General features: G+C 72.6%; 12 protein-coding genes and 1 tRNA gene. 2 read left to right on the top strand and 11 right to left on the bottom strand.

Going from position 1 to position 10,910, the window contains the following annotated elements; genetic code table 11:
• Nucleotides 1–118 precede the first annotated feature (118 nt).
• Together AB0B40_RS18075 and AB0B40_RS18070 are read right to left on the bottom strand one after the other, a co-directional pair.
• Nucleotides 119–904: an alpha/beta fold hydrolase gene (locus AB0B40_RS18075; protein ID WP_362264450.1), complete on the bottom strand. Its 786-nt coding sequence runs from the start codon at nt 902–904 to the stop codon at nt 119–121.
• A 181-nt stretch (nt 905–1,085) separates the two neighbouring features.
• Nucleotides 1,086–1,159 (bottom strand) — tRNA-Pro (locus AB0B40_RS18070).
• Nucleotides 1,160–1,284: 125 nt separating this feature from the next.
• Here AB0B40_RS18070 and AB0B40_RS18065 point away from each other — a divergent pair.
• Both AB0B40_RS18065 and AB0B40_RS18060 read left to right on the top strand, forming a co-directional pair.
• Nucleotides 1,285–2,001 (top strand): transketolase, encoded by a 717-nt coding sequence (locus AB0B40_RS18065; RefSeq protein WP_362264448.1) that lies wholly within the window; start codon nt 1,285–1,287, stop codon nt 1,999–2,001.
• 34 nt (nt 2,002–2,035) lie between these two features.
• Nucleotides 2,036–2,956, top strand: coding sequence for a transketolase (locus tag AB0B40_RS18060; RefSeq protein WP_362264447.1), 921 nt, complete (start codon nt 2,036–2,038; stop codon nt 2,954–2,956).
• 30 nt (nt 2,957–2,986) lie between these two features.
• On the opposite strand, the gene AB0B40_RS18055 is transcribed toward AB0B40_RS18060, so the two are convergent.
• The 9 genes from AB0B40_RS18055 to AB0B40_RS18015 all read right to left on the bottom strand — a co-directional run bounded on the left by AB0B40_RS18055 (nt 2,987) and on the right by AB0B40_RS18015 (nt 10,298).
• A complete protein-coding gene (locus tag AB0B40_RS18055) occupies nt 2,987–4,276 on the bottom strand; it encodes an MFS transporter (RefSeq protein ID WP_362264445.1) in 1,290 nt (429 codons plus the stop codon).
• A gap of 134 nt (nt 4,277–4,410) precedes the next feature.
• A complete protein-coding gene (locus tag AB0B40_RS18050) occupies nt 4,411–4,770 on the bottom strand; it encodes an MmcQ/YjbR family DNA-binding protein (RefSeq protein WP_362264443.1) in 360 nt (119 codons plus the stop codon).
• 71 nt (nt 4,771–4,841) lie between these two features.
• Nucleotides 4,842–5,744, bottom strand: coding sequence for a LysR family transcriptional regulator (locus AB0B40_RS18045; RefSeq protein ID WP_362264442.1), 903 nt, complete (start codon nt 5,742–5,744; stop codon nt 4,842–4,844).
• Between the two features lie 30 nt (nt 5,745–5,774).
• Entirely contained in the window at nt 5,775–6,968 is a 1,194-nt protein-coding gene (locus AB0B40_RS18040) for a glycine C-acetyltransferase (protein WP_362264440.1), read from the bottom strand.
• A gap of 69 nt (nt 6,969–7,037) precedes the next feature.
• Complete coding sequence (gene tdh / locus AB0B40_RS18035; protein WP_345054844.1) at nt 7,038–8,066, bottom strand: L-threonine 3-dehydrogenase; 1,029 nt, start codon at nt 8,064–8,066, stop codon at nt 7,038–7,040.
• Between the two features lie 209 nt (nt 8,067–8,275).
• A complete protein-coding gene (locus AB0B40_RS18030; RefSeq protein ID WP_345054846.1) occupies nt 8,276–8,851 on the bottom strand; it encodes a GAF domain-containing protein in 576 nt (191 codons plus the stop codon).
• 61 nt (nt 8,852–8,912) lie between these two features.
• Complete coding sequence (locus AB0B40_RS18025) at nt 8,913–9,512, bottom strand: ATP/GTP-binding protein (RefSeq protein ID WP_345054849.1); 600 nt, start codon at nt 9,510–9,512, stop codon at nt 8,913–8,915.
• Nucleotides 9,490–9,861, bottom strand: a complete 372-nt coding sequence (locus tag AB0B40_RS18020; RefSeq protein ID WP_345054852.1) for a DUF742 domain-containing protein — start codon at nt 9,859–9,861, stop codon at nt 9,490–9,492. Before AB0B40_RS18020 ends, AB0B40_RS18025 begins: the two co-directional genes overlap by 23 nt.
• A 2-nt stretch (nt 9,862–9,863) precedes the next feature.
• A complete protein-coding gene (locus AB0B40_RS18015; RefSeq protein WP_345054855.1) occupies nt 9,864–10,298 on the bottom strand; it encodes a roadblock/LC7 domain-containing protein in 435 nt (144 codons plus the stop codon).
• Nucleotides 10,299–10,910 lie beyond the last annotated feature (612 nt).

Below are 10,910 nucleotides of genomic sequence, written 5' to 3'. Positions count from 1 at the left end.
GGCGACCGCGCCCACCTGAACTCTGCCAACGTCAATCTCGACACCCACATCGACGCCGCCGGCGCGAGCTCTCCCAGTGCCGCCGGGTCAGCGGCCCGGCTGCCCCAGGGCCGATGGGTCAGCGGCCGGCACCGCTGCGGACACGCTCCTGAAAGGCCGTCATGTCCTCACGCAGGGCAGCGATCACCTCGTCGCCGCGTTCGGCGAGATAGAAGTGGCCGCCGGTGAACGTGCGGACCCGGAAGTCGGCACGCGTGTACTCGGCCCAGGCCGTCGCCTCGTCCGCGCGCACCTGCGGGTCGGTGTCGCCGGTGTAGACCCGCAGCGGGCAGCTCAGCGCAGGCCCCGGGCGGTAGGCGTAGCGCTCCACCGCGGTGTAGTCGGCGCGCAGCGCGGGAATGATCATGCGCACCACGTCCTCGTCGTCCAGCAACGCCGAGGAGGTCCCGTCCAGTTTGCGTATCTGTGCGATGAGCCCGGCGTCGTCCCGCAGGTGCACGGCTTCCTGACGCGGGCTGCCGGGTGACCGGCGCCCGGAGACGACCAGCCCGAGCAGCCGCCCGTCCAGTTCCGCCTCCATGCGGCGCGCGGTCTCGAAGGCGAGGGTGCCGCCCATGCTGTGCCCGAAGAACACCAGGGGACGGCCGGCCCGGTCGCGCAGCGCGTCGACGATGCCGTCCACCAGGGCGTCGACGCTGGTGAGCGCGGGTTCCGAGCGGCGGTCCTGGCGCCCCGGGTACTGCAGCGCCAGCACCTCGGCGCGAGGGGTCAGGCGAGCCGACAGCGGCTGGAAGTAGCTGGCCGATCCGCCGGCGTGCGGGAAGCAGACCACCGTGACCTCACTGTCCGGCGCGGGGTGGTACCGCCGGATCCAGCGTTGCCTCAGTTCCTGCGAGTCGGTCATGTGCTCTCCCCGTTTCGTCGTGCCGACGGGCACGTCCGAGCGAGGACGCCCCGGGCCCCACCTTTACCGACCCGGGCTGAATGATCAAGTCCGGCCCTCCGCCCGGCACGACTCCCCCGCACACACGAAAGGCCGCCCTCTCCTTCGCGAGAGAACGGCCTCCGACCTGCGAAACGCAGAGTCGGGACGACAGGATTTGAACCTGCGACCCCTTGACCCCCAGTCAAGTGCGCTACCAAGCTGCGCCACGTCCCGGTGCCGTTTGACCTGGGGTTTCCCTGGTCGAAACGTGCAGAGAAACCATACCGCACTCGGAAGGATGGTCGCGCACCGCTTTTCTTCTTGACCTCAAGCTTGGTTGAGGTCACAGGATCGTCGGCATGACGATCGCAGCGGACACGACCGCCCGGAGCCGCACGTACGGCTATGACGACCTCCCCCGGCTGATGGGGCTGATGACCGGCGACGAGAAGCACGGCCCGGCGGCCACCTCCACGCTGGACGTGCTGTGGGTGCTCTACGACCGGGTCCTCCGGGTCACGCCCGAGCGGCGCGACGATCCGGCCCGGGACCGCTTCCTGCTCAGCAAGGGGCACGGGCCCATGGCGTACTACGCCGTGCTCGCCGCGAAGGGGTTCCTGCCGGTGGACTGGCTGCCGGGCTTCGGCTCGTACGACTCCCCGCTCGGCCACCACCCGGACCGCGTGCTGGTACCGGGCGCCGAGATCGGCAGCGGGTCGCTCGGGCACGGGCTGCCCATCGCCGTGGGCACCGCGCTGGGCCTGCGGGCACAGGGCCGGACCGACCCGGCGGTGTGGGCGCTCATCGGGGACGCCGAGCTGGACGAGGGCAGCAACCACGAGGCGATCGCCTTCGCCGGGCCGGCCCGACTGGACCGGCTGCACACCGTCGTCATCGACAACTCCTCCGCCAGCCACGCGCTGCCCGGCGGGATCGCCGCCCGGTTCGAGGCGGCGGGCTGGTCCGCGGTGACCGTCGACGGCCGCGACCACGAGGCGCTGTACGCCGCGTTCACCGCACCGCACCCGGACCGGCCGCACGTGGTCGTGGCCCGTGTCGAGCCGAAGAACGCCTGACCCCTCCCCCGCTCTCCGGAAAGGGCACACCTCCATGGACACCATGCGCGACCGTTTCGCCCCCGTCGTCTCCCGGATGCTGGACGAGGACCCACGGGTCGCCGTCGTCCTCGCCGAGATCGGCCGGGACGGCTTCCGCGACGCCGAGCGCCGGCACCCCGACCGGGTGATCAACGTCGGCATCCGCGAACAGCTGCTGGTCGGGGCGGCGGCGGGGCTGGCGCTCACCGGTATGCGGCCCGTCGTGCACACCTTCGCCAGCTTCCTGGTGGAGCGGCCGTTCGAGCAGGTCAAGCTGGATCTGGGGCACCAGGACACCGGCGCGGTGCTGGTGAGCGCCGCGGCGTCCTTCGACTGGCCGGCCGGCGGCCTCACCCACATGGCACCCGGCGACGTCGCCCTCCTGGACACGCTGGACGGCTGGACCGTGCATGTCCCCGGGCATCCGGACGAGGCCGAGACACTGCTGCACCACGCGGTCGCCGCGGGCGACGACAAGGTGTACGTCCGGCTGTCCGTGCAGGCCAACCGGCAGGGCCGGGTGATCGACGGGCAGCACTTCGTCACGGTCCGCGAGGGCCGCTCGGGTGTCGTCGTCGCCGTCGGCCCGGTGCTGGACGCGGTCCTCGCCGCCACGGAGAACCTGGACGTCACCGTGCTGTACGCGACGACCGTGCGCCCCTTCGACGCGGCCGGGCTGCGCCGGGCGACCGAGGCGGCCGGTACGGACGTCGTGCTGGTCGAGCCGTATCTGGCGGGCACGTCGACGGCCGCGGTGAGCGAGGCGCTGGTCGACGTCCCGCACCGGGTGCTCGGCCTCGGCGTCGGACGCCGTGAACTGCGCCGCTACGGCACGGTCGAGGAGCACGTGGCCGCACACGGCCTGGACGCGGGAACCCTGCGGGAGCGGATCGGCCGCTTCGTCGGCGCGGGGCGGGTGCCGGTGGGCGGGTGAGCCGCGGGAGGCGAGGAAGGGTGCCGGGGCTCAGTGGGCGGCCGTGCTCGCGTCGGCCCGCACCAGGTCGCGTATCGCCGGTATCGCGAGCATCATCGCCGCCACGGCCAGGCTCACGGCGGCGGCGGTCAGCAGGACGTGGCCCGCGCCCAGTGCTCCGGCCGCCGGACCCGCGAGGGCCTGGCCGACCGGCATCATCGCGAGCGAACCGGCCACGTCATAGGCGTGGATGCGGTTGAGGGTGTCGGCCGGGACCTGCGTCTGGACGGTGGTCGCCCACATCACGCCCCAGAAGGACAGGCCGGCACCGGCGAGCGCGGCCCCCGCCGCCATGGCCGCCACGCCGAGGCCCATGCCGACGGCCGCCGGGAAGCCGAAGAAGGCGAAGAGGGCGAACGCACCCGCGCGGAGCATCCGGCGTGGACGCAGCCGGAAGGCGAGCAGACCGCCGAGCACCGTGCCCCCGCCGAGAGCGGAGTTGACCAGTCCGTAGGCCCCCGGGCCATGGTCGCGGACGACCTCGGTCGCCACCAGAGGGACGGTCGGGCCCCAGACAGCGATCATGTACAGGCACCAGACGGCGATCACTCCCCACAGCCAGGTGCGGGAGCGGAACTCCCGCCAGCCGTCGACGAGGTCGGCGCGGAAGGCGCGCAGGGCGGAGCCGGTGGCGGTCCGGGCACCGGCGGGCAGCGGGGGCAGCCTGAGCAGCAGCAGGCACAGCGCGCTGAGCGCGTAGGTGGTGGCGTGCGCGGCGAAGACACCGCCGGGCGAGGCGAGACCGACCAGGACGCCGGCGACGGCCGGGCCCGCGAGCTGGGCGGCGGACTCGGCGATCCGGATCGCGCCGTTCGCGCCCTGCACGTCCGCGGCGAGGCGGGGCACGGTGCTGGCCACACCGGGCTGGAAGACCGCTCCGGCCACGCCGTTGACGACGCCGACGACGCAGATCTGCCACAGCACCACGTGCCCGGTGAAGAAGAGGCCGGCGGCGACGGACTGCGTGCCGAGCCGTACCAGGTCCGCGCCGATCATCAGTCTGCGGGTGCTGAACCGGTCGGCGACGACCCCGCCGAAGACGACCAGCCCGGCGAAGGCCGCCGCCGTCGCGGCCATGGCGAGGCCGACCGCGCCCGCGCCGTACCCGTGCTCCAGCAGGCCCGCGGCGAGGGCGACGGGCAGCATGGTGTCGCCCAGGCGGGCGACCGCGCGGGCCACGAAGAACAGCGCGAAGTCCCGCGACCACACGGCCGGTGCCGTTGCCGTGTGGTCGCGCACGTACCGGGCGGCTATGTCGCGCCGCGCGTCCGTTCCGGTCATCCGGGTGCTCCCCTCCCTGGCCGGCTGCCGGCCGTCCGGGCGTCCCCCGGGCGGCCGCGACCGCCCCGCCCGCCGCGAGGACGCGTTCGTCGCGCGGGATCATGCCACTCCACGGCGGCGCCCCGCCGGGCTTTTCAGTCCTCGGACAGCAGCCCCAACCCGGGGTGGGTGTCAAGGAGTCGGGGCGGAGCGGCCTGGCGCCAGGAGTCGGCCAGGATGTCCCGCAGCTCGTCCTCGCCCTCCAGGGCGGAGAGTCTCGCTCTCACCCAGGCGAACTGGGCCTCGTGGCCCGCGATCCAGAACTTCCCCGGCTCGGCCAGCACCAGTTCGTCCCGTTCCTCCTTGGGGCAGCGCACGGCGATGGACGTCTCGTCCTCGGGAAGGGTCACGAACATCTTCCCCGCCACCCGGAACGTGGGCATGTTCCATGCCACCTTCTCCGTGGTGTCCGGGAGGGAGAGGGCGATTCGGCGTACGTCTTCTGCATCCGGCATGCTCCGCACCGTAGCCCCTGCCACTGACAGTCAGGAGGTCACGGACGTACGGCGGCCGGGCCGCGGGAGCCTCAGGTGAGGGCCGCCTCGCCGAGCGCCTCCAGCACCGGGCGGATCAGCGGGTGCCCCTCGGCTCCCCGGCGGACGGCCGCGAAGACCCGGCGGGTGGGGGCGACGCCGTCGACGGGGCGTACGACCACGCCGGTGAGGTCCATGCCGCGCAGCGCGGAACGCGGTACGAGGGCGACGCCCGCGTCGGCCGAGGCGAGGGCGACGACGGCCCGGAAGTCGTCGGAGGAGTGTTCGAGCCGGGGCTGGAAGCCGGCGCTCTCGCAGGCGAGGACCACCACGTCGTGGCAGGGGTTGCCGGGGTACGGGCCGATCCAGGCGTCCTTGGCCAGCTCGGCGAGGGGGACCTCGGGGGCGTCCGCCAGGCGGTGCCCGACCGGGACGACCGCGTCGAACGGCTCGGCGTAGAGCGGGACGTGGGTCAGCCGGGGGTCGTCGGCGGACGGAGCCCCCCGGTATTCGACGGCGACCGCCACATCCACCTGCCGGTCCAGGACCATGGGGAGGCTGGCGTCCCCCTCCGCGTCCTGGACCCGGATCCGTATGCCCGGCGCCGCGGCGGCGAGGCGGGCCACCGCAGGGGCCACCACCTGGGCGATGCCGGTCGCGAAGGCCGCCACCGTGACGGTACCCGCCTCGCCCGAGCCGTAGGCGGCCAGCTCGGCCTCGGCGCGTTCCAGCTGGGCGAGGACGGCGTTGGTGTGGTTGAGCAGGATCTCGCCGGCCGGGGTCAGCCGGACCCCTTTCGCGCCGCGCTCGACCAGGCGGTGGCCGGTCTCCTGCTCCAGCGCGGTCAGCTGCTGGGAGACGGCGGAGGGGGTGAGGTAGAGCGCGGCGGCCGCCGCGGTGACCGTGCGGTGGTCGGCCACCGCACGGAGGATGTGGAGCCGCCGTGCCTCGATCATGCCCCCATTATCCCAGGGCGTCCGCCCTGGTCAGGCCTCCAGTTCGGCGCGCGCCGCGATGAAGGCGTCGACCGCGCGGTTCACGTCCTCCGTGGAGTGCGCGGCGGACAGCTGGACGCGGATGCGGGCCTGGCCCTGCGGGACGACCGGGTAGGAGAAGCCGATCACGTAGACCCCGCGCTCCAGGAGCAGTTCGGCCATCCGGGCCGCCTTCGCCGCGTCACCGATCATGACGGGCGCGATGGCGTGGTCGCCGGGGAGGACGTCGAAGCCCTCCTCGGTCATCCGGCGGCGGAACAGCGCGGTGTTCTCGGTGAGCCGGACGCGCAGGTCGTCGGCCGCCTCCAGCAGGTCGAGGACCTTCAGGGAGGCGGCGGCGATCACCGGGGCGAGGGTGTTGGAGAACAGGTACGGGCGGGAGCGCTGGCGCAGCAGGGCGACGATCTCGGCGCGGGCGGCGACATAGCCGCCGGAGGCGCCGCCGAGGGCCTTGCCGAGGGTGCCGGTGATGATGTCGACGCGGTCCATGACGCCGTGCAGCTCGGGGGTGCCGCGGCCGGTCGGGCCGACGAAGCCGACGGCGTGCGAGTCGTCGACCATGACCATCGCGTCGTAGCGGTCGGCGAGGTCGCAGATCTCGGCGAGCGGTGCGACGTAGCCGTCCATGGAGAAGACGCCGTCGGTGACGATCAGCCGGCGCCGGGCGTCGGACGCCTCCTTGAGCTTGGTCTCCAGGTCGGCGAGGTCACGGTTGGCGTAGCGGAAGCGGCGGGCCTTGGACAGGCGGATGCCGTCGATGATGGAGGCGTGGTTGAGGGCGTCGGAGATCACCGCGTCCTCCTCGCCGAGCAGGGTCTCGAAGACACCGCCGTTGGCGTCGAAGCAGGAGGAGTAGAGGATCGTGTCCTCCTGGCCGAGGAACGCCGACAGCCGGGCCTCCAGCTCCTTGTGCACCTCCTGGGTGCCGCAGATGAAGCGGACGGAGGCCATGCCGTAGCCCCAGCGGTCCAGTGCCTGGTGCGCGGCGGCGATCACCTCGGGGTGGTCGGCGAGGCCGAGGTAGTTGTTGGCACAGAAGTTGAGGACCTCGCCGGGACGGCCGCCGGCGCTGACGTTCACGGTCGCCGACTGCGGGGTGTCGATGACCCGCTCGGGCTTGTGCAGCCCGGCGGCGCGGATCTCGTCGAGGGTGGCGCGCAGGTCGTCGCGGACGGTTTCGAACATGGGGGCTCCTGAAAGTGCTGACGGGGCAGGGGAGTTCGGGCTACGGCTCGCGCGGTGCGGTGCGGCGGCTCACGCGGTCCAGTCGAGGATGACCTTGCCGCCCTTGCCGCTCGCGGCGTCGGCGAAGGCGGCCTCGAAGTCGCGGTAGTCGTACCGGCCGGTGATCACCGGGGCGAGGTCGAGGCCGCCCTCCAGCAGCACCGACATCGCGTACCAGGTCTCGAACATCTCGCGGCCGTAGATGCCCTTGATGGTGATCATCGAGGTGACGATCCGGGCCCAGTCGACCGGGAACTCCTGGGCGGGCAGACCGAGCATGGCGATCCGGCCGCCGTGCGTCATGTTGGCGATCATGTCCCGCATGGCCTCGGGGCGGCCGGACATCTCCAGGCCGATGTCGAAGCCCTCGCGCAGGCCCAGTTCGCGCTGTCCGTCGGCGATGGTGGTGTCGGCGACGTTCAGGGCGAGACTCACTCCTATCTTGCGGGCGATCTCCAGGCGCTCCTCGCTGACGTCGGTGATGACGACGTTGCGGGCGCCCGCGTGCCGGGCCACGGCGGCGGCCATCAGGCCGATCGGGCCGGCGCCGGTGATCAGCACGTCCTCGCCGACCAGCGGGAAGGACAGCGCGGTGTGGACGGCGTTGCCGAACGGGTCGAAGATCGCGGCGACGTCGAGGTCGACGGGGACCCGGTGCACCCAGACGTTGGACGCGGGCAGGGCGACGTACTCGGCGAACGCGCCGTCGCGGCCGACGCCGAGGCCGACGGTGGCCCGGCACAGATGGCGGCGGCCGGCCAGGCAGTTGCGGCACTTGCCGCACACCAGGTGGCCCTCGCCGCTGACCCGGTCGCCGATGAGGATGTCGGTCACGTCCCGGCCCACCTCGACCACCTGCCCGACGAACTCGTGACCGACCACGAGCGGCGTGCGGATCGCCTGCTGGGCCCAGCCGTCCCAGGCCCGGATGTGCAGATCGGTGCCGCAGATACCGGCCCGCATGACCTTGATCAGTACGTCACCGGGGCCGATGGCGGGCTCCGGGACGTCCGTCAGCCGGAGTCCCGGCTCCGCCTTCTCCTTGACCAGCGCCTTCAACGCTACGGCTCCTGTGAGTGAGGTCCCGGCCCGCCGGCATGCCGAAGCAGCCCGCACCGGGGCAGAGGGGTGGGATCACCCTGCAATCTGCCGCATGCGCGAGCCGCGGTCCATCGAGCTTTTCTTAACCGGCGCCTCAGCTTTGCTTCAGACCTGCGCGGTGCCCCTGGAAACGCCCGTCTCCACGCCCCTCACTCCCGCTCCTCGCGTCACAGACACAGTCCGTCCTCGCTGCTCCGTTCGAGGCGTACGACGAGATCGGCGGCGAGCGCCTTGATGGTGTCCAGGCCCCCTCTGCCCCAGGCGCGGGGTGCTGTGTCGGCGGCACACAGGGTGCCGAGCGCCATGCCGGAGCTGTCGATGAGCGGGGCGCCGATGTAGGAGCGGACACCGAACTCGTCGACGATCGGATTGCCCGCGAACCGCGGATAGTCGCGCACGTCCTCCAGCACCAGGGCCTTGTGGCGCACCACCACATGGGGGCAGAAGCCATGGTCGCGGGGCAGCACCCGGCCGATCGCCGCTCTGCTGCCGTCGTCACGCACGATGGGCGCGGTGGCGGGCGCGCTCAGGCCCGCGAAGAACTGGTGGTCCTCGCCGATGAAGTTGACCATGGCGTAGAGCGCGCCGGTGAGCTGGGCGAGGTGGCTGGCGAAGGCGTCGAGCGCGGGGTCGGGCCGGTCCGCCAGGCCGAGTCGGCGCAGCCGGTGGACGCGGGCGGGGGCCTCCTTGTCCTCGGGGGTGAGCAGCAGACCCCGGACCGGTCGGGGCGGCTCGTAGCTCATGGCTGGGCTCCGTCGCTGTGGGCATACCTCATATACGGGCTCCGTGGGCGGTAGGGCGGGATCACATGTGGGCGCCATGGCTGGGGGTGGGCGCCGGCGCGTGCGCGAGGAGATGACGGACCAGGGTGAGCAGGGTCTGCACGCCGGAGCTGGAGATCCGGGCGTCACAGCGCACCACCGGGACCGCCGGGTCGAGGTCGATGGCGGACCGCACCTCCTCGGCGTCGTAGCGGTGGGAGCCGTCGAACTCGTTGACGGCGACGATGAAGGCGAGCCCGCGCTCCTCGAAGAAGTCCACGGCGGCGAAGCAGTCCTGCAGCCGGCGGGTGTCGGCGAGGATCACCGCGCCGAGCGCGCCCTCGGACAGCTCGTCCCACATGAACCAGAACCGCTCCTGCCCCGGTGTGCCGAACAGGTACAGCACGTGTTCCGGATCGAGGGTGATCCGGCCGAAGTCCATGGCGACCGTGGTCTCCATCTTGTTCTCGACGCCGTCGAGACTGTCCGTGCCGACGCTGACCGTGGTGAGCAGCTCCTCCGTGCTGAGCGGCGCGATCTCGCTGACCGCGCCCACGAAGGTCGTCTTGCCGACGCCGAACCCGCCCGCGACGAGGATCTTGAGCGCGGTGGGGAACGGGTCACAGCTGTCGTCGTAGTCCATCGAGCACTGCCTCCAGCAGAGACCGGTCAGTGGGGGTGTGTTGGTAGGCGGGCGGCTTGGTGGTCAGCGCACCGCAGTCGACCAGGTCCGAGAGCAGCACCTTGGTGACCACCGCGGGCAGTTCGAGCTGGGCGGCGACCTCGGCGACCGAGACGGGCGCGCGGCACAGGTCGAGTGCCTCCGCGTGCTCCGGGCCGAGGTAGCCCAGCGGGGTGACGCCGGTGGCCATCACCTGCGACATCAGGTCGAGGGCGATACTGGGTCTGGTGCGGCCGTTGCTGACCGTGAACGGGCGCACCAGCCGCCCGGCCGCGTCGTCCAGCCACGGTCCGTCGCCGGCTGCGGCCACGCTCAAGTCCTCGTCGCCGCGGAGTCGACGGCGTGCTGCCGGGGTGCGGTCACCAGGTAGGGGCGCACGCTCTTGACCAGCATCGTCATCTCGTAGCCGAGCACCGCCGCGTCGGCCTCGCGGCCGGCCAGCACGGCGAGACAGGTGCCGGAGCCGGCGGTGGCGACGAAGAGCAGGGTCGCGTCGAGCTCGACGACGACCTGACGGACCTCCCCGCCGTCGCCGAACCGGACGCCCGCGCTGCGGCCGAGGGAGTACAGGCCGGAGGCCAGGGCCGCCATGTGGTCGGCGCTGTCGATGTCCAGGCCGTGCACGGACTTCACCAGTCCGTCGCAGGACAGCAGGACGGCGCTGGTGGTGTGGGGTACGCGCTGCACGAGGCCGCTCAGCAGCCAGTCGAGGTCGGATGCGTGGACGGTCGGCGCATCGCTCGCCATGGTGGATCGACTCCTTGGGGTACGAAGACCAGCGGGAGCGCTGGGGGTGGGGGTACGACGTCCGGGTGCGGGGGTGGTGGTCATCCGGCCGAGGCGCTCCCCTCGGGGCGGCCGGTACCGCGGACGCCGTCGGTCGCGGGCGCGTGAGCGTGCGCCTGGCTCGTGGGAGCCGGGTCCTTGGGTGCGGGGCCCGTGGGGTCGGGGGCCGTGTGGTGGGCGGCCGTGGGGTCGGGACCCATGTGGGGGGACCCTGTGTGGTCGGAGCCCATGTGCTGGGAGACCGTGGGGTCGGAGCCCATGTGCTGGGAGGCCATGGGGGCGGGGCCCATGGTGGGAGAGCCCATGGTCTGGGTGTCCATGTGGTGAGAGCCCACGGGCTCCCCTCCCATGTCGTGGGGGCCACTGTGGTGGGCTCCGTTGTGCGGGGCACCGGTGTGGTCCGGGCCGCCATGCTCCGGGCGGGCTCGGGCCGGTTCGGCGCATTCCGTCAGCGAGGCGATCGAGAGCTGCGCGTGTGCGCCGGCCCCGTGTGCGGCATCCATGTGCGCCGAGCCCATGTACTCGTACGCCGGTGTCCTCGGCTCGGAGGTGTCAGCAGCGGGCGTTCCGTGC

Origin of the sequence: Streptomyces sp. NPDC042638 (assembly GCF_040647235.1) — a bacterium.
GTDB lineage: Bacteria > Actinomycetota > Actinomycetes > Streptomycetales > Streptomycetaceae > Streptomyces > Streptomyces rameus.
This window is presented reverse-complemented; position numbering and strand designations above follow the sequence as displayed.

Bases quoted from the DNA above. Each gene is read 5' to 3' on its own strand.
- AB0B40_RS18015 (WP_345054855.1), bottom strand. From the start codon at position 10,298: ATGGCGAGCGATGCGCCGACCGTCCACGCATCCGACCTCGACTGGCTG.
- AB0B40_RS18060 (WP_362264447.1), top strand. From the start codon at position 2,036: ATGGACACCATGCGCGACCGTTTCGCCCCCGTCGTCTCCCGGATGCTG.
- AB0B40_RS18040 (WP_362264440.1), bottom strand. From the start codon at position 6,968: ATGTTCGAAACCGTCCGCGACGACCTGCGCGCCACCCTCGACGAGATC.
- AB0B40_RS18030 (WP_345054846.1), bottom strand. From the start codon at position 8,851: ATGAGCTACGAGCCGCCCCGACCGGTCCGGGGTCTGCTGCTCACCCCC.
- AB0B40_RS18075 (WP_362264450.1), bottom strand. From the start codon at position 904: ATGACCGACTCGCAGGAACTGAGGCAACGCTGGATCCGGCGGTACCAC.
- AB0B40_RS18055 (WP_362264445.1), bottom strand. From the start codon at position 4,276: ATGACCGGAACGGACGCGCGGCGCGACATAGCCGCCCGGTACGTGCGC.
- AB0B40_RS18065 (WP_362264448.1), top strand. From the start codon at position 1,285: ATGACGATCGCAGCGGACACGACCGCCCGGAGCCGCACGTACGGCTAT.
- AB0B40_RS18045 (WP_362264442.1), bottom strand. From the start codon at position 5,744: ATGATCGAGGCACGGCGGCTCCACATCCTCCGTGCGGTGGCCGACCAC.
- AB0B40_RS18050 (WP_362264443.1), bottom strand. From the start codon at position 4,770: ATGCCGGATGCAGAAGACGTACGCCGAATCGCCCTCTCCCTCCCGGAC.
- AB0B40_RS18025 (WP_345054849.1), bottom strand. From the start codon at position 9,512: ATGGACTACGACGACAGCTGTGACCCGTTCCCCACCGCGCTCAAGATC.